This is a genomic window from Pseudomonas sp. p21 (genome assembly GCF_001642705.1).
GTDB lineage: Bacteria > Pseudomonadota > Gammaproteobacteria > Pseudomonadales > Pseudomonadaceae > Aquipseudomonas.
Genome location: NZ_LWBV01000008.1, coordinates 259,693 through 277,319 on the forward strand (window position 1 = coordinate 259,693; position 17,627 = coordinate 277,319).

General features: G+C 64.2%; 15 protein-coding genes. 6 read left to right on the forward strand and 9 right to left on the reverse strand.

The window, feature by feature from the left end:
- The first annotated feature begins 17 nt into the window (after positions 1 to 17).
- The 4 genes from A4C63_RS21935 to A4C63_RS21950 all read left to right on the forward strand — a co-directional run bounded on the left by A4C63_RS21935 (position 18) and on the right by A4C63_RS21950 (position 5,861).
- Positions 18 to 314, forward strand: a complete 297-nt coding sequence (locus tag A4C63_RS21935; protein WP_063914557.1) for a hypothetical protein — start codon at positions 18 to 20, stop codon at positions 312 to 314.
- A gap of 286 nt (positions 315 to 600) precedes the next feature.
- Positions 601 to 2,406, forward strand: coding sequence for a phenylacyl-CoA dehydrogenase (locus tag A4C63_RS21940; RefSeq protein WP_063914558.1), 1,806 nt, complete (start codon positions 601 to 603; stop codon positions 2,404 to 2,406).
- Between the two features lie 269 nt (positions 2,407 to 2,675).
- Entirely contained in the window at positions 2,676 to 3,959 is a 1,284-nt protein-coding gene (locus tag A4C63_RS21945) for a diguanylate cyclase (protein WP_063914559.1), read from the forward strand.
- A gap of 123 nt (positions 3,960 to 4,082) precedes the next feature.
- Positions 4,083 to 5,861, forward strand: coding sequence for an acyl-CoA dehydrogenase C-terminal domain-containing protein (locus tag A4C63_RS21950; RefSeq protein WP_063914560.1), 1,779 nt, complete (start codon positions 4,083 to 4,085; stop codon positions 5,859 to 5,861).
- A gap of 280 nt (positions 5,862 to 6,141) precedes the next feature.
- Here A4C63_RS21950 and A4C63_RS21955 read toward each other — a convergent pair whose 3' ends face one another.
- Complete coding sequence (locus tag A4C63_RS21955; RefSeq protein ID WP_004375209.1) at positions 6,142 to 7,065, reverse strand: LysR family transcriptional regulator; 924 nt, start codon at positions 7,063 to 7,065, stop codon at positions 6,142 to 6,144.
- Positions 7,066 to 7,275: 210 nt separating this feature from the next.
- On the opposite strand from A4C63_RS21955, the gene A4C63_RS21960 reads away from it, so the two are divergent.
- Positions 7,276 to 8,556, forward strand: a complete 1,281-nt coding sequence (locus tag A4C63_RS21960; protein ID WP_063914561.1) for an aspartate aminotransferase family protein — start codon at positions 7,276 to 7,278, stop codon at positions 8,554 to 8,556.
- A gap of 139 nt (positions 8,557 to 8,695) precedes the next feature.
- Positions 8,696 to 8,854 carry a YqaE/Pmp3 family membrane protein gene (locus A4C63_RS25105; RefSeq protein ID WP_009681539.1) on the forward strand — a complete coding sequence of 53 codons (159 nt, stop codon included), beginning with the start codon at positions 8,696 to 8,698 and terminating at the stop codon, positions 8,852 to 8,854.
- Positions 8,855 to 9,062: 208 nt separating this feature from the next.
- Here the strand turns inward: A4C63_RS25105 and A4C63_RS21965 are convergent, their stop codons facing one another.
- From A4C63_RS21965 to A4C63_RS21995, 8 genes are all read right to left on the reverse strand, one after another.
- Positions 9,063 to 10,886, reverse strand: a complete 1,824-nt coding sequence (locus A4C63_RS21965) for a S9 family peptidase (RefSeq protein ID WP_063914562.1) — start codon at positions 10,884 to 10,886, stop codon at positions 9,063 to 9,065.
- Complete coding sequence (pqqE, locus tag A4C63_RS21970) at positions 10,852 to 12,012, reverse strand: pyrroloquinoline quinone biosynthesis protein PqqE (RefSeq protein ID WP_063914563.1); 1,161 nt, start codon at positions 12,010 to 12,012, stop codon at positions 10,852 to 10,854. The genes A4C63_RS21965 and pqqE overlap by 35 nt, the downstream gene beginning before the upstream one ends.
- On the reverse strand, positions 11,984 to 12,259 hold the full coding sequence (pqqD, locus tag A4C63_RS21975; RefSeq protein WP_063914564.1) for a pyrroloquinoline quinone biosynthesis peptide chaperone PqqD: 276 nt from the start codon (positions 12,257 to 12,259) through the stop codon (positions 11,984 to 11,986). Before pqqD ends, pqqE begins: the two co-directional genes overlap by 29 nt.
- Positions 12,256 to 13,011: a pyrroloquinoline-quinone synthase PqqC gene (gene pqqC / locus A4C63_RS21980; RefSeq protein WP_063914565.1), complete on the reverse strand. Its 756-nt coding sequence runs from the start codon at positions 13,009 to 13,011 to the stop codon at positions 12,256 to 12,258. Before pqqC ends, pqqD begins: the two co-directional genes overlap by 4 nt.
- Before the next feature lie 153 nt (positions 13,012 to 13,164).
- The gene (gene pqqB, locus A4C63_RS21985) at positions 13,165 to 14,076 is read right to left on the reverse strand and encodes a pyrroloquinoline quinone biosynthesis protein PqqB (RefSeq protein ID WP_061303871.1); all 912 of its coding nucleotides are present in this window, start codon (positions 14,074 to 14,076) and stop codon (positions 13,165 to 13,167) included.
- A 79-nt stretch (positions 14,077 to 14,155) separates the two neighbouring features.
- Positions 14,156 to 14,227, reverse strand: a complete 72-nt coding sequence (pqqA, locus tag A4C63_RS26035) for a pyrroloquinoline quinone precursor peptide PqqA (protein ID WP_003243383.1) — start codon at positions 14,225 to 14,227, stop codon at positions 14,156 to 14,158.
- 159 nt (positions 14,228 to 14,386) lie between these two features.
- On the reverse strand, positions 14,387 to 16,687 hold the full coding sequence (gene pqqF, locus A4C63_RS21990) for a pyrroloquinoline quinone biosynthesis protein PqqF (RefSeq protein WP_063914566.1): 2,301 nt from the start codon (positions 16,685 to 16,687) through the stop codon (positions 14,387 to 14,389).
- A 144-nt stretch (positions 16,688 to 16,831) separates the two neighbouring features.
- Positions 16,832 to 17,626 (reverse strand): carbon-nitrogen hydrolase family protein, encoded by a 795-nt coding sequence (locus A4C63_RS21995; protein ID WP_063914567.1) that lies wholly within the window; start codon positions 17,624 to 17,626, stop codon positions 16,832 to 16,834.
- Position 17,627 lies beyond the last annotated feature (1 nt).

The following is a 17,627-nucleotide window of genomic DNA, read 5'->3' on the forward strand; positions in this document are numbered from 1 at the left end:
GTCAATGGAGTCCTGACATGGAAATCACCGGTAGCTCCGCCTATTACGCGGGCCTGAGCGCAATCCAGACCGGCCAGAACCGCGTCGATCAGGCTGCCAGCCAGATCGCCAATACCACCGCCGAACGAACCGCCACCAGCCAGTCCAGCGATTTTCAGGCCGAACGCCTGCGCGCGGTCGACCGCAGCCAGCAGATGGACCTGGCCACCAGCACCGTGCAGCTGGCGGTGGGCAAGCTTGAAGTCGAGCTTGGCGCAAAGGTCGCCAAGGCATCCGACGAAATGCTCGGCCGGATCATCGACACCTACGCCTGATACGGCGGTTATCCCGAACCTATCGCTATCCCTGTGGGAGCGGGTTTACCCGCGAATGCGTCCGCCCGGACACCTCTGCCTTCCGGGCTGGCCCATTCGCGGGTAAACCCGCTCCCACAGGTGTATGTATCATGCCTTGGCGTATTTACCATTTTTCGTGGCGCAAATGGCACCATAGTCCATCCTTGACATAAGGCGGAGCTAAACGTAAGTTTCAAACAACTGTTTGATCGACGGCCGCCAAGCGCGGGTCACCCCCACAGAACTCACCTAGAGGTTCATCGCAATGCCTGATTACAAAGCCCCCTTGCGTGATATCCGCTTCGTTCGCGACGAGCTGCTCGGCTATGAGGCGCACTATCAGAGCCTGCCGGGTTGCCAGGACGCCACGCCCGACATGGTCGATGCGATCCTCGAAGAAGGCGCGAAGTTCTGTGAGCAGGTGCTGTCGCCGTTGAACCGCGTGGGTGATCAGGAAGGCTGCACCTGGAGCGAATCGGGCGTGAAAACCCCGACCGGCTTCAAAGAGGCCTACCAGCAGTTCGTCGAAGGTGGCTGGCCGAGCCTGGCGCATGACGTCGAGCACGGCGGCCAGGGCCTGCCAGAGTCGCTGGGCCTGGCCCTGAGCGAAATGGTCGGCGGTTCGAACTGGTCGTGGGGCATGTACCCGGGCCTGTCCCACGGTGCGATGAACACCATCTCGGCGCACGGCACCGCCGAGCAGCAGCACACCTACCTGACCAAGCTGGTATCCGGCGAGTGGACCGGCACCATGTGCCTGACCGAGCCACACTGCGGTACCGACCTGGGCATGCTGCGCACCAAGGCCGAGCCACAGGCCGACGGCAGCTACAAGGTGTCGGGTACCAAGATCTTCATTTCGGCCGGTGAGCACGACATGGCCGACAACATTGTCCATATCGTCCTGGCCCGCCTGCCGGACGCACCGGCCGGCACCAAGGGCATCTCGCTGTTCATCGTGCCGAAGTTCCTGCCCAACGCCGAAGGCGGCGTGGGCGAGCGCAACGGCGTGAGCTGCGGCTCGATCGAACACAAGATGGGTATCCACGGCAACGCCACCTGCGTGATGAACTTCGACGGCGCCACCGGCTACCTGATCGGCCCGGCCAACAAAGGCCTGAACTGCATGTTCACCTTCATGAACACCGCTCGCCTGGGTACTGCGCTGCAAGGCCTGGCCCACGCCGAGGTGGCCTTCCAGGGTGGCCTGAAGTACGCCCGTGAGCGCCTGCAGATGCGCTCCCTGACTGGCCCGAAAGCACCGGACAAGGCCGCTGACCCGATCATCGTCCACCCGGACGTGCGTCGCATGCTGCTGACCATGAAGGCTTTCGCCGAAGGCAACCGCGCGATGGTGTACTTCACCGCCAAGCAGGTGGACATCGTCAAGTACAGCCAGGATGAAGAAGAGCGCAAGAAGGCCGATGCCCTGCTGGCGTTCCTGACCCCGATCGCCAAGGCGTTCATGACCGAAGTCGGCTTCGAAGCCGCCAACCACGGTGTGCAGATCTACGGCGGCCACGGCTTCATCGCCGAGTGGGGCATGGAGCAGAACGTGCGCGACAGCCGCATTTCCATGCTGTACGAAGGCACCACTGGCATCCAGGCCCTGGACCTGCTCGGCCGCAAGGTGCTGATGACCCAGGGCGAAGCGCTGAAGGGCTTCACCAAGATCGTGCACAAGTTCTGCCAGGCGCAGGAAGGCAACGATGCGGTCAAGGAGTTCGTCGAACCGCTGGCGGCGCTGAACAAGGAGTGGGGCGAGCTGACCATGAAAGTGGGCATGGCCGCCATGAAGGACCGTGAAGAAGTGGGTGCGGCCTCGGTCGATTACCTGATGTATTCCGGCTACGCCTGCCTGGCCTACTTCTGGGCCGACATCGCCCGTCTGGCGGCCGAGAAGCTGGCTGCCGGTACCAGCGAAGAGGCGTTCTACACCGCCAAGCTGCAGACCGCGCGCTTCTACTTCCAGCGCATCCTGCCGCGTACCCGTACCCATGTGGCGACCATGCTGTCGGGTGCCAACAACCTGATGGCGATGGACGAAGAGAACTTCGGCCTGTCGTACTGATCCTGCCGTTGTAAACGAAACCCGCCTGCCTTCACCGGCAGGCGGGTTTTTTCATTCTGCGGCCTGATGCCTATCTCTTTGTAGGAGCAGCCTTGTGCTGCGAAGAGGCCATAGCTGCCACAGAAAATCTTTTGTCATTGCGGCCTTTTCGCAGCACAAGGCTGCTCCTACACGGGACAGCGTCTGATTCGATATTCAACTGTTCATGTGCACTGCCGATGAAGTAAGGGCACAATGCCATTATTGATCTGCCGGGTCGGAGATTACCCTTGTTTCGTCTTAACGCTGTTCGCGCAAGCCACTTCCTGCCGTCGCTGTTCTTGTTGCTGGCAGGGCTCGCCGCAGCCTATGTGAGAGACCTCAGTGTCTTTTTCACATCGCTGTTCAATGTCCTGCCTACCTTGGTCCTGCTGCTGGGCGGCGCCTATTGCGCGGTGTACCGCCGCCAGCGCGAGCTGTTCCTGATGCTCACGGTGTATATCGCCTACTACCTGCTCGACACCCAGACCGACTTCTACCGTGACCATGGCCGCGTGCGCGAAGACGCGGCGGTGATCTTCCACTTGGTGTGCCTGCTGCTGCCCGCCCTGTTCGGGCTGTATGGTGCCTGGCAGGAGCGCACCCATCTGCTGCAGGACCTGGTTGCCCGTGGTGCCGTGCTGTTTGCCGTCGGCAGCGTGGCGGTGGCCCTGGAGCAAAGCTACCCCGAGGCGTTGCTGACCTGGCTGGCGGAAATCCGCTGGCCAACCTTGCATGGCCAGTGGATGAGCCTGATCCAGATGGTCTACCCGCTGTTCCTCGGCGTGTTCATCCTGCTGGTGGTGCAATACCTGCGTGCGCCACGGCCGCTGCACGCGGCGCAGGTGACGGGCCTGCTGGGCATCTTCTGGATGCTGCCGCAAACCTTCATCCTGCCGTTCACCCTGAACATCATGTGCAGCCAGGTAATGCTGATGATCGCCGCGGCGGTGGCGCACGAGGCCTACCAGATGGCCTTCCGTGACGAGCTGACCGGCCTGCCGGGGCGCCGTGCGCTGAACGAGCGCATGCAGCGCCTGGGGCGCAACTATGTGATCGCCATGACCGATGTCGACCATTTCAAGAAATTCAACGACACCCACGGCCACGACGTCGGCGACCAGGTGCTGCGCCTGGTCGCCAGCCGCCTGTCCAAGGTCACCGGGGGTGGCCGGGCCTACCGCTATGGCGGCGAGGAGTTCGCCCTGGTGTTTGCAGGCAAGACTGCCGAGGAGTGCGTGCCGCATGTAGAAGCCGTGCGCGAAGTGATCGCCAACTACGTGATGCACCTGCGCGACCAGCACAACCGCCCGCAGGACGATACCACCGGGCGCCAGCGGCGGGCGGGCAGCAGTGGCGGCACGGTATCGGTCACCATCAGCATCGGCGTGGCCGAGCGCCAGACCGATCATCGTAACCCCGAGGCCGTGTTGAAATCCGCCGACCAGGCGCTGTACAGCGCCAAGGGCGCGGGGCGCAATTGTGTCATGGTATATGGGCAACAATCGCAGCGTGGGGCAGTGCGCACGGCGTGACCGAAATAGACTAGGCAGTCTAGTGATGACCCTATGTCTCGTAAAAGTTGTTCGGTTACACTGCCTGCAACCCAGTGTCGCGGTTCCCCGAGACCGCCCCGACCCGACTAGCGAGAGGTTGTCATGGCTGAATATAAAGCGCCCCTGCGCGACATGCGCTTCGTACTGAATGAAGTCTTCAACGTTGCCGAGCAGTGGGCGCAGTTGCCCGGGCTGGCCGAGGTTGTCGATGCCGACACGGCCATGGCGGTACTGGAAGAGGCCGGCAAGGTCACGGCCAAATCCATTGCGCCGCTCAGCCGCGCCGCGGATGAAGAGGGCTGCCACTGGGACAACGGCGCGGTGCGCACACCGGCTGGTTTCATCGAGGCCTACAACACCTACGCCGAAGGCGGTTGGGTGGGTGTGGGCGGCGACCCGCTGTTCGGCGGCATGGGCATGCCCAAGGTCATCTCGGCCCAGGTCGAGGAAATGGTCAACGCCTCCAGCCTGTCCTTTGGCCTGTATCCGATGCTGACTGCCGGCGCCTGCCTGTCGATCAATGCCCACGCCAGTGAAGCGCTGAAGGAAAAGTACCTGCCGAACATGTACGCCGGCCTGTGGGCCGGTTCCATGTGCCTGACCGAGCCGCACGCCGGTACCGACCTGGGCATCATCCGCACCAAGGCCGAGCCCCAGGCCGACGGCAGCTACAAGGTCAGCGGCACCAAGATCTTCATCACCGGCGGCGAGCACGACCTGACCGAGAACATCATCCACCTGGTGCTGGCCAAGCTGCCGGACGCACCGGCGGGGCCGAAAGGCATTTCGCTGTTCCTGGTGCCGAAGTTCCTGGTTAACGAAGACGGCAGCCTGGGCGCACGCAACCCGGCCACCTGTGGCTCGATCGAGCACAAGATGGGTATCCAGGCTTCGGCCACTTGCGTGATGAACTTCGACGAAGCGGTCGGCTACATCGTCGGTGAGCCGAACAAGGGCCTGGCGGCCATGTTCACCATGATGAACTACGAGCGCCTGGGCGTTGGTATCCAGGGCCTGGCCTCGGCCGAGCGCTCCTACCAGAACGCCGTGGAGTACGCCCGCGACCGCCTGCAGAGCCGCGCCCCGACCGGCCCGCAAGCCAAGGACAAGGCCGCCGACCCGATCATCGTCCACCCGGATGTGCGTCGCATGCTGCTGACCATGAAGGCGCTGATCGAGGGTGGCCGTGCCTTCTCCAGTTACGTGGCCATGCAGCTGGACAGTGCCAAGTACAGCGAAGACGCCAGCGTGCGCAAGCGCAGCGAAGAGCTGGTGGCACTGCTGACGCCGGTGGCCAAGGCCTTCCTCACCGACCTGGGCCTGGAGTGCGCGGTGCACGGCCAGCAGGTGTTCGGCGGGCATGGTTACATTCGCGAGTGGGGCCAGGAGCAACTGGTGCGCGATGTGCGCATTACGCAGATCTACGAGGGCACCAACGGCATCCAGGCCCTCGACCTGATGGGGCGCAAGGTAGTGGCCAGCGGTGGTGCGTACTGTCGGCTGTTCTCCGACGAGATTCGCCAGTTCATTGCCAGTGCGGGTAGCGAACTGGATGAGTTTGCCAAGCCGTTGGCGGCCAGCCTCGACCAGCTCGACGGGTTAACCGAGTGGGTACTGGAACAAGCCAAGGGCAACCCGAATGAAATTGGCGCGGCTTCGGTCGAGTACCTGCATGCCTTTGGTTATGTTGCCTATGGCTACATGTGGGCACTGATGGCGCGGGCGGCCAAGGCGGGTGAGGGGGACGAGGCGTTCTACTCGGGCAAGCTGGGTACGGCGCGGTTCTACTTTGCGCGGTTGCTGCCGCGGGTGGATTCGCTGGTGGCCTCGGTGAAAGCGGGGAGTGAGTCGCTGTACCTGCTGGATGCCGAGCAGTTCTGACGGATTTTGGGGTCGCAAAGCGGCCCCAATTCCAGGCACATCTGGAAGTGAATTCTCCTGTGTAAGCTTTTTCCTACACAACGTGGTGACTTTTCACCACTGTTCTCAGATTGGATCCACGGTTAATCTTTACCACATGGACGTTGCGCAGGAAGCGCAAAGGACAGATCAAGGATGACGACGAAGGACACCTGCCAGGATGGCGGGGCGATACGGATGTCACAGGGAAACAGTCTGGAAAACCCCGCTTCGGCGGGGTTTTCTTTGTGCGCGTGTTTTTTCAGCCCAGCACATCCAGCGGTGATGCGCCCAACAGGCGGGCGTCCGTCTCTTCCTCCAGCAGCGTGCGCAACAGCTCCACAGAGGCCTGCTGGCGCTGGGCATCGCGGAACACCAGGCCAACCTTCAGCGGTACCCGCGGCTCGCTCAATGGCTTCCACAGCAGCCCCTGATCATCCTCGGCGGCCTCCTTGGCCCGCCCCGGCAGGATGGTGGCCAGCGCGGTATGGGCCAGGCTGTCGAGAATCCCCGCCATGTTGTTCATCTCGGCCTGCACCTGCGGCCGACGCCCCTGGCTGGCCAGCTGCGCCTGCCAGATCTGGCGGATCTGGAATTCCTCGCCCAGCATCAGCATGGGCAGCTCCGCGGCCTGGCGGATGGATACCTTCTTGAAGTCCTTCAGCGGGTGGGTAGCGGGGATGACCAGTTGCAGCTCGTCTTCGTACAGCAGCAGGCCATGCAGCCCCGGCTGGCGTGGCGGCAGGTAGCTGATACCGATGTCCAGGCTGCCGTTGAGCAAACGCCGTTCGATCTCCAGCCCCGACAATTCGTAGATCTGCACCACAAGATGCGGCTGTGCCCTGCGCAGGCGTTCCAGCAACTGCGGCACCAGGCTCGGCCGCACGGTCTGCAGCACGCCAATGGCCAGCGTACGCAGGGACTGGCCCTTGAAGTTGCGCATGGCCTCGTGGGCGCGCTGCAGGCCGTCGAGCAGCGGCAGGGCATGGTTGTACAGGGTATGGGCGGCCAGGGTCGGCAGCAGGCGCTTGTTGCTGCGCTCGAACAGGCTCAGGTCGAGGCTGTGCTCCAGCTGGCGGATCTGCTGGGATAGCGCCGGCTGGGACAGCGACAGGCGCTCGGCGGCGCGGCCCACGTGGCCTTCTTCATACACCGCGACGAAATAACGCAGTTGGCGGAAATCCATAAGCAACACTTATCGAAAATGCTGGAAAAACGAAATGGTCGAAAACCCTCGCGAAGCCTAGTCTATCGCCGTATTCCAGCGGGTTACAGCGATGAATCGGTCGATTGTTACCCCGGATGAAAAACACTTTTGATAGGCAAGGCAAAATATCGAGTGTCGGCACCTAGACCGCACCGTGGCCGCCCTTTACCGTGATCGGTTGGAGCCCTGATGAACCTGTTCAACCTGCGCCGCCCGGCCCCTGCCGCCGTCGCCGAGCCCACGCGTGCGCCGGTGATCGTGCCGGAAGCGCCGCAGCTGTCGCGTGAGCGCCTGATGCCCAGCACCGAACGCGCAGCGCAAGTGTTCGTGCGTGGCCAGGGCTCCTGGTTGTGGGACAACGAAGGGCACGCCTACCTGGACTTCACCCAGGGCGGTGCGGTCAACAGCCTGGGGCACAGCCCCAGCGTGCTGGTGAAAGCGCTGGGCAACCAGGCCCAGGCGCTGATCAACCCGGGCTCGGGCTACCACAGCCGTGGCCTGCTGGGGCTGGTCAACCGCCTGTGCCAGAGCACCGGCAGCGACCAGGCCTACCTGCTCAACAGCGGTGCCGAAGCCTGCGAAGGCGCGATCAAGCTGGCGCGCAAATGGGGCCAGCTGCACCGCAACGGCGCCTACCACATCATCACCGCCAGCCAGGCCTGCCATGGTCGCAGCCTGGGCGCGTTGTCGGCGTCCGACCCGCTGCCGTGCAACCGCTGCGAGCCGGGCCTGCCGGGCTTCAGCAAGGTGCCGTTCAACGACCTGGCGGCGCTGCACGCCGAGGTGGACTCGCGCACCGTGGCAATCATGCTCGAGCCGATCCAGGGCGAGGCGGGTGTGATCCCGGCCACGCAGGAGTACCTCAAGGGTGTGGAAACGCTGTGCCGCGAACTGGGCATCCTGCTGATCCTCGACGAGGTGCAGACCGGCATCGGCCGCTGTGGCGCGCTGCTGGCTGAAGAAATCTACGGCGTGCGCGCCGACATCATCACCCTGGGCAAGGGCCTGGGCGGTGGCGTGCCGCTGGCAGCCTTGCTGGCCCGGGGCACGGCGTGCTGCGCCGAGCCTGGCGAACTGGAAGGTAGCCACCATGGCAACGCGCTGATGTGCGCCGCCGGCCTGGCTGTGCTGGATACCGTGTTGGAGCCTGGTTTCTTCGCCCAGGTGCAGGACAACGGCCGCCACCTGCGCGAAGGCCTGAGCCGGCTGGCCGGGCGTTACGGCCAGGGCGAAGTGCGCGGGCAAGGCCTGCTGTGGGCCCTGCAACTGAAAGAAAACCTGGCCCGCGAGCTGGTGGCGGCGGCCCTGGACGAAGGCCTGCTGCTTAACGCACCGCAGGCGGATGTGGTGCGCTTTTCGCCGGCGTTGACCGTGAGCAAGGGCAACATCGACGAAATGCTGCTGCGCCTGGCCCGCGCCTTCGCCCGCCTGCACACCCGGCAGCAGGCCCGCCGGGAAGTACCGGCCTGATCCGAATTTTACGAACCGTCTGGCGTTCCTGCGCATCGCCCCTGGCCTGTTTCATTCGGCCCGGGGCGTTTTTTTTTGCCAGTGGAACCTCTGCCACGCGGGTCTAGTCTGTGAAGTAACCCCTTCAGGAGAGACTCGCATGGACTTCATTCGCATCATCATCGCCATCATCCTGCCGCCGCTCGGCGTGTTCCTGCAGGTGGGGTTTGGCGGGGCGTTCTGGCTGAATATCCTGCTGACCTTGCTGGGGTACATTCCGGGGATCGTGCATGCGGTGTATATCATCGCCAAGCGGTGACATTGCTGGGGCTGCTCTGCAAACACATAAATAATTGAGTTAGCAGGGCTCTGTGGGAGCGGGCGTGTCGAGGCGTCGAACCGCCGCGAACACCGGCGGAGCCGGTGCCATACACCGGGTTGGCCGTTTCGCGGGCGCGCCCGCTCCCACAAGGGAATGTGACACGCTCTCGAACATTGTTCCCTGTGCGACAGCGCAGCCCAAAATCTCAGCTCCCCAACACCCGGCAATAGAATTTCCATTCTTCTTCCAGCGCATGCGCCAGGTTCTCCGCCTTGCGGAACCCATGCCGCTCCCCGGCATAGAAGTGCCCTTCAGCCTCGATCCCGTTAGCCTGCAACGCCGCCAGCATCGAACGCGTCTGCTCCGGCACCACCACCGCATCCAGCTCGCCCTGGAAGAAAATCACCGGCACCTTGATCTGCCCCGCATGCAGCAGCGGCGTACGCTGGCGATAGCGCTCGGCGTCCTGCAGCGGGTCGCCGATCAGCCAGTCCAGGTAGTCCCCTTCGAACTTGTGCGTGGCCCGGCCAAGGGCAACCGGGTCGCTGACCCCGTACAGGCTGGCGCCCGCGCGGAACACATCATGGAACGCCAGGGCGCACAGGGTGGTGTAGCCCCCCGCACTACCGCCGCGGATGAACGCCTTGCGGCGGTCGATCAACCCACGTCCGGCCAGGTAATCTACCGCCGCGCAAGCATCGGCCACATCGCTTTCGCCCCAGCGCAGGTGCAGGGCCTGGCGGTATTCCCGGCCATAGCCGGTGCTGCCCCGGTAGTTGAGGTCGGCGACGGCGAAGCCGCGTTGGGTCCAGTACTGGATGCGCGGGTCGAGCACGGGATAACAGGCTGAGGTCGGGCCGCCATGGATGAACACCACCAGCGGTGCAGCCCCTTGCGAGCGGGCGGCCGGGTAGAAGAAACCATGGGCGCGGTGACCGTCACTGCCATAGTGGATCGACTGCGGCAGGCTGATATGCCTTGCCGGCAGCACGTCGGCACCACCGGCCAACACGCTGACCTCGTGGTTGCTGCGGGTAATGGCGATGACCGCTGGCGGGCTGATCGGCGAGGCGGCAATGGCGTACAGGTGTTCGCCATCCATGGCCAGGCTGCGAAAGCGCGTGTAGGCGCTGGCGAAGCGCTCCAGGCGGCCATCGGTAGTACGCAGCCCCAGTTGCCCGAAGCCGTCTTCGAACCAGCTGGCTAGATAGCTTTGCGGCCCCAGCGCCAGCCAGGTACTGGCGCCCAGTTGCCAGGGCGCCGCAGCGTGGTCCGCGGGCTCGGCAGACAGGGCCTGCCAGCGGCCATCGATCTCACCCCAAGGCTGCCAGAAGCCATTGCGGTCAGACAGGCAGAAGAGTTGGCCTGCGCTATCGAAGCGCGGCTGTTGCAGCGATTCGTCAGCGCCGGCCACACATTGCGCCGGCCCCCAGTGGCCACTTGCATCACGTGCGCGGCACATCAGCCTGGTGACGGTCCAGGGTTGTGCCGGGCGGTCCCATTCGACCCACGCCAGGCGCTGGCCGTCGGCACTCACCGTAGGCGAGGCATAGAAGTCGGCACCTTCGGCGAGCACCTCGCGGGTATGTTCACCCAGGGCGACCAGACGATGCTCGACCCGTTCGCCATGCTGCTCCTCGACCGCCAGCACCAGGCTGTCGTGCCACTGCACATCGCCGTAGCGGCAGCTGGCATCATCGGTCAGGGCACGCGGTGCCGCGCCTTCCAGGGCCTGGGTATAGACCTGCTGGTCCTTTTCGTTGACGAACACCAGCCCGTCACCACCCAGGCAAAAACTGCCGCCGCCGTATTCGTACACCCGGCTACGCGCGCTGAAACCATCGGGGGTCAGGCAGCGGGCCTGCTGGTGCTGCCAGTGCCAGATACGGCAGGCGCCATCGGCTGGGCGGAATTCATTCCAGAACAACCCCGCGGCGCTGACCTTTATTTCGGCAAAGTCGGTGCCGGCGGCAACCGCCTGGGCCGCGCTGAACTCAGCCGCGGGCGATGACACGGGAGTTTCGTTCATTGCGGAAGGTCATCTGTTCAATGGTGAGCTGGGCGCTTTCTGCCTCCTCACGGGCCTTGAGGATGATGCCGTGATCGGTCGACTTGGCGCACACCGGGTCGGCGTTGCTGGCATCGCCGGTGAGCATGAAGGCCTGGCAGCGGCAGCCGCCGAAGTCCTTTTCTTTCTCGTCGCAGGAGCGGCAGGGTTCGGGCATCCACTCATAGCCACGGAAGCGGTTGAAGCCGAACGAGTCGTACCAGATGTGGTGCAGGTCGTGGTCGCGCACGTTGGGGAACTGCACCGGCAACTGGCGCGCGCCGTGGCAGGGCAGGGCGGTGCCGTCCGGGGTGATGGTCAGGAACAGGCTGCCCCAGCCATTCATGCAGGCCTTGGGACGCTCCTCGTAGTAGTCCGGGGTGACGAAGATCAGCTTGCACGGGTTGCCCTCAGCCTTGAGCTTGTCCCGGTATTCGTTGGTGATGCGTTCGGCCCGCTCGAGCTGCGCGCGGGTCGGCAGCAGGCCCAGGCGGTTGAGGTGGGCCCAGCCGTAGAACTGGCAGGTGGCGAGCTCGACGAAGTCGGCCTCCAGTGCGATGCACAGCTCGATGATGCGGTCGATCTTGTCGATATTGTGCCGGTGGGTGACGAAGTTGAGCACCATCGGGTAGCCATGGGCTTTAACCGCACGGGCCATTTCCAGCTTCTGCGCAAAGGCCTTCTTCGAGCCGGCCAGCAGGTTGTTGACCTGCTCGTCGCTGGCCTGGAAGCTGATCTGGATATGGTCCAGGCCGGCCTTCTTGAAGTCGGCGATGCGCGCCTCGGTCAGGCCGATGCCCGAGGTGATCAGGTTGGTGTAGTAGCCCAGCCGGCGGGCCTCGCCGATCAGCTCGGCGAGGTCCTGGCGTACCAGCGGTTCTCCGCCGGAAAAGCCGATTTGCGCGGCCCCCATTTCCCGGGCTTCGGCCATTACCTTGAACCACTGCGCGGTGCTCAGCTCCTGGCCCTGGGCGGCGAAGTCCAGCGGGTTGGAGCAGTACGGGCACTGCAGCGGGCAACGGTAGGTCAGCTCGGCCAGCAGCCACAGCGGCAGGCCAACCGCGGGCGTGGGCGGTAACTCAGGCGAGGACGATCCAGTGTTCGGCACGGGCCACCTCCATGAACTGCTCGATGTCATCGGCCACTTCCGGGACACCGGGGAACTGTTGTTCGAGTTCGGTAATGATCGCGGCAACGTCGCGTTGGCCGTCGATCAGGCCACCGATCATGGCTGCGCTGTCGTTGAGCTTGATCATGCCCTCGGGGTACAGCAGCACATGGCCCTTTTGCGCCGGCTCGTACTGGAAGCGGTAGCCGGGGCGCCAGTTCGGCACTTGATTACGGTTGAAACTCATAGGGTGATCCCTTTGTGCCACACCCGTTCCTGGGTGACGGAGTGATAGGGCGGGCGGTTCAGCTCGTAGGCCATGCTCATGGCGTCGAGCATGCTCCAGAGAATATCCAGCTTGAACTGCAATATTTCCAGCATACGCTCCTGGCCCGCGCGGGTGGTGTAGTGCTGCAGGGTAATCGCCAGGCCGTGCTCCACGTCACGCCGGGCCTGGCCCAGGCGGGTGCGGAAGTACTCGTAGCCGGCCGGGTCGATCCACGGGTAGTGTTGGGGCCAGCTGTCCAGGCGCGACTGGTGGATCTGCGGGGCGAACAGCTCGGTCAGCGAGCTGCTGGCCGCTTCCTGCCAGCTGGCCCGGCGGGCGAAGTTGACGTAGGCATCCACGGCAAAGCGCACACCGGGCAGTACCAGCTCCTGGGAGCGCAGCTGGTCCTGGTCCAGGCCCACGGCCTGGCCCAGGCGCAGCCAGGCTTCGATACCACCGTCCTCGCCGGGCGCGCCATCGTGGTCGAGCAGGCGCTGGATCCACTCGCGGCGCACTTCGCGGTCCGGGCAGTTGGCGAGGATCGCGGCATCCTTCATCGGGATGTTGACCTGGTAGTAGAAGCGGTTGGCCACCCAGCCCTGGATCTGTTCGCGGGTGGCGCGGCCCTGGTACATCGCCACGTGGTACGGGTGATGAATGTGGTAGTAGGCGCCCTTGGCGCGCAGGGCCTGCTCGAATTCGGCAGGGGACATTGGCAGTGCGTCGCTCATTCGGCTGGCTCCTGTAAAGCTGAGTCTCGGCTCAATCCCTGTGGGAGCGGGTTTACCCGCGAACACCGGCGAAGCCGGTGCCATACACTGTGTGGGATTCTTCGCGGGTGAACCCGCTCCCACAGGGGCTGTGTTGCTTGTGCGATCTGGCTGTTACAACTCGATACTCATGCCATCGAAGGCCACTTCCACGCCCCGGCGCAGCACTTCGGCACGCTCGGGCGAGTCTTCATCGAGAATCGGGTTGGTGTTGTTGATGTGGATAAGTACCTTGCGCTGGCGCGGGAAGCCATCGAGCACTTCCAGCATGCCGCCGGGGCCGTTCTGCGCCAGGTGGCCCATCTCGCGACCGGTGCGGGTACCCACGCCACGGCGCTGCATTTCATCATCTTCCCACAGGGTACCGTCGACCAACAGGCAGTCGGCGCCATGCATCATCGTCAGCAGCTTCTCATCCACCTGGCCCAGGCCCGGGGCGTAGAACAGCTTGCCGCCGGTGCGGGTGTCCTCGACCAGCAGGCCAAGGTTGTCGCCCGGGTGCGGGTCGAAGCGGTGCGGCGAGTAGGGCGGCGCGGCGCTGCGCAGGGGGAACGGGGTGAAGCGCAGGTTGGGGCAGGCGTCGATGACGAAGCTGCCTTCCAGCTCGATGCGGTTCCATTGCAGGCCGCCGTTCCAGTGGCTGAGCATGTTGAACAGCGGGAAGCCGGTGGTCAGGTCCTGGTGGACCATGTCGGTGCACCACACCTGGTGCGGGCAGCCTTCGCGCAGGCTGAGCAGGCCGGTGGTGTGGTCGATCTGGCTGTCCAGCAGGATGATGGCGTTGATGCCGGTGTCGCGCAGGGCACGGGCCGGCTGCATCGGTGCAAAGGCCTGGAGCTGGGCGCGGATGTCGGGCGAGGCATTGCACAGCACCCAGTGCACGCCATCGTCGGACAGGGCGATGGACGACTGGGTGCGCGGCGTGGCCCGCAAGGTGCCGTCACGCAAACCCTTGCAGTTGACGCAGTTGCAGTTCCACTGGGGGAACCCGCCGCCGGCGGCGGAACCGAGAACCTGGATGTACATGGCCACTCTCTCTGCAGAAAACCGTAGCGAAAAAACGAAAACGCCCCGGCAGGCCGAGGCGTTGAACCGTAAGCCGGGCTTAGCGGTTGGCGAAGTACATGGTGACTTCGAAGCCGATGCGCAGATCAGTGTATGCAGGTTTGGTCCACATGGAATTACTCCTTCCGGATGAGGGTTGGGTTTGTCAGCTAATACTAGGGTACCGCCATTGGCTGGAGGTTCCCATGATTCGGGATTGCGCTATCTTACAAGAAATAGGTGTACCGAAAGGTTAATTATTAGAAAAGTGCCCTTGCAGTTCGCGTAATAATCACTCGGTTGAGGTGATCCAGGAGCTATCTGGCGCGGCAGCGTTGGCCAGGCACAGCCACCTGGAGCCGGTATCGAGCAGGTGGATCAGCAGCTGGTCCAGGTCCGACTGCCGCGTGGTCAGGATAGCCCTGCCTAGCGTTTCCAGCCCGCCAGGTTGTGTAGCCAGGCATGTCTGCCATGCCCATTCGGCGACTGCGTCGTTGGCCATCGCCGGCTCATCGAATTGCCCGGCCAGTGCCTGGCGAGCGCCTGGATCGAAGGTAATGCCCTGGCGTAGCAAGGTGAGCAAGTGGTCGAGTATCTGCGCCTGGTTGGCGTGGGGCGACTGGACTCCGAACAGCAGGCCACCGACACCCTCGACCTGACGAAAGGTACTGAATACCGCATAGCCGAGTTGCAGTTCTACCCGCAGTCGTTGGTAGACCGGCCCTTGCAGCAATTGGGCGAGCAGGCGGCCAGCGGCCTCCATCGCCGCCGGCAAAGGGCAGAACAGCAGCAGGGCATGTTCACTGCCGGCTACTTTGGCATGTTGCCAACGGTGGTTGGCCCAGGTAGGCAGAGGGCCAGGCGCCGAGCCTTGGCCAGGGCAGTGCTGCAACGCAGTGCCCAATGCGTTGAGGGCGTCATCGTCGAAGCCTGCAGCCAGGCCGTGCCAGCGTGTGTGCTGCCACAGGCTGTCGAGTTGCGTCTGTGTCAGGGTGCAGTCCGGAACCGGTGCAGGCGTGGCGCCCAGCACGGCGTCGGGCAGTTGCTTGAGCAGGGCGCGGATGGGGATCAGAGCCGGTGGCTGCACCGAACAAGGCAGCCAGCTGCTTGCCGGGGGCTTGAGCATCAGTACCAAGGCCTGTTCCACAGTGCGCAAGACTGCTGCGGGCAGCCCGGCGCAGCGCAACTGCCAGTATTCGCCAGCGGCACTGAACTGCAGCTGCACCGATACACGCTCGCAGCGCTCCTGCAGGGGGTGCAAGGCGCGTTCGAGCAGCGCATGCAGGCGCTGGCGCAAGGGTGAAGGGACATGCCAGCGCAGGTACAGCGCCGCGTACTGACGGGCGCCAGGCAGCTGGTCGCTGACCTTCAGTGCCGCTGGCAGTGGATGCTTCCTGACATCAGGTACATCCGCCAGTAGCAAGGGGTCGACAGTGGGCAGTTGCCAATGCCCATGCTCGCGGCCCGGCAGGTCCTCCAGCAGGGCACGGAGGGCCTGCAAGCCTTGTGTATCCAGACCGGCGAACAGCTGGCCGGCGCTGTCCCGGCGGGCCAGCTCAAGCGCGCTGGCGCTGCGTTCGCGGCTTTGCTGCAGCAGTGCGAACTCGGTATTCAATTGCTCAGGTACGACCTGTCTGATGAAGCCGAACCAACCTTGCAACAGGGCATCGGCTTCCTCTGGGCTGGCGTCTTCGCTGAGCTGCAGGTCGATGTGCCACAGCGACTGCCCGGCGAAGGCATACAGCGCCTCGGCCTTGAAACCTTGCAGCCAACCGCGCTGGCGAAGCGCATTCAGCCAAGTACCCGGGCGGCTATCGCTGAGGCAGGTGATCAGCAACTCAAGGGCCTGCTCGGCACCTGCCGGGAGGTTTTCGTGGCTGAAGAGCAGGTGCGTGTCGGTCGCCGACAATGGCGGTGGCAGAGCTTGTGGTACCCGTTCACCCGTTGCGAACAGCTCGGCATGCTGCCGGCCCAGCAGTTCCAGTTCATCCAGCGATTGTGGGCCGCACAGGCTCAAGCTGACCTGGCCGCCTTGGTAGAAGCGCTGGTGAAAGCCATGGAGCGCTTGCTGGAAGGCGGGATCCTGCAAGGCCAGGGTGTGCCGGTTGCCGGCATGAAAAGCGCTCAACGGATGGCCGGGCGCTGCGGATTGCAGCAAGGCGAACTGCTGCTGGGCCTGCGGATTGCGCGACCAGGCAATGAACTCGGCATGGATGACTTCGCGTTCGCGGCGTTGGCGCTCGATGCCCAGGTCTGGCTCGGCCAACATCTGGCACAGGCGCTCCAACCCCCCGGCCAGGGCGCTGGGTGGGACCTCGAAGAAAAAGTCGGTGGTGCGTTCGCGGGTGCTGGCATTGACCTGGCCGCCGAGGGCCTGCACGTAGCGCATCAGGCCGTCGTCCAGCGGGAAGCGCGGGGTGCCGAGGAAGAACAGGTGCTCCAGGAAGTGGGCCAGGCCGGGCCATTTGGTCGGCGTGTCGTGGCTACCCGCGTGCACCCGCAAGGCAGCGGCCGAGCGCTTCAGGCGTGGGGCGTGGCGCAGGGTCAGCTGCAGGCCGTTGGCGAGGGTGAGGTGGCGGGTGGCGTCAGGCATGGGGGCTCCGGTAACTGCTTCCATGCTAACCCATTTGTTTGCAGGCCCGGCCTCTTCGCGGGCACGCCCGCTCCCACAAGGTATGGCGCAGGTACGAAAGGCAGCGCAGACCCTGTGGGAGCGGGCGTGCCCGCGAAAGGGCCATCAGCTCTTACGCAGATGCAACTCCTGGCGCAAATCGGTGAGGTAAGGAAACGCCTCGCGCCCCTGCACCACCCGCTCATGCTCCAGCTCTGCCAGCAACTGGCACTCATCTCGTCCGGCCATGGCCAGCAGGCTGCCGTCCGGGCCGATGATGCTGCTCTGCCCGCAATACTGGATCTCGTCTTCCGAGCCACAATAGTTGGCATACACCAGGTAGCACTGGTTCTCCTGCGCCCGCGCCCTTACGGTCACCTGGCAGATGAAGTCGTAAGGGGTCATGTTCGCCGTCGGCACCAGGATCAGCTCGGCACCGTCCAGCGCCAGGCGTCGGGCGTTCTCCGGGAACTCGATGTCGTAGCAGATCAGCAGGCCAACCTTCCAGCCATCTAGCTCCACCACCGGGAAGTGATCGGAACCTGGACTGAACATCGAACGGTCCAGTTCACCGAACAGGTGGGTCTTGCGATAGTTGCTCAGGCTGCGGCCGTGCGCATCGATCAGCTGCACACTGTTGTAGATCGCGCCATCATCGCCGCGCTCCGGGTAGCCGTAGACGATGGCGATGCGGTGCGCCTGGGCGATCTCCACCACCTCCATGGCCGCCGGGCCATCGTCGGCCTCGGCCAGGCGCTCGACCTGGGCCAGGCCGATGTTGTAGCCGGTCAGGAACATCTCCGGGCATACCAGCAAGCGGGCGCCGCGTTCGGCTGCCAGTTGCGCCTGGTGGCGCAACCGTTGCAGGTTGCCGGGCACGTCCAGTGGCTTTGGAGCGCCCTGGAACAGAGCGATGCGCATG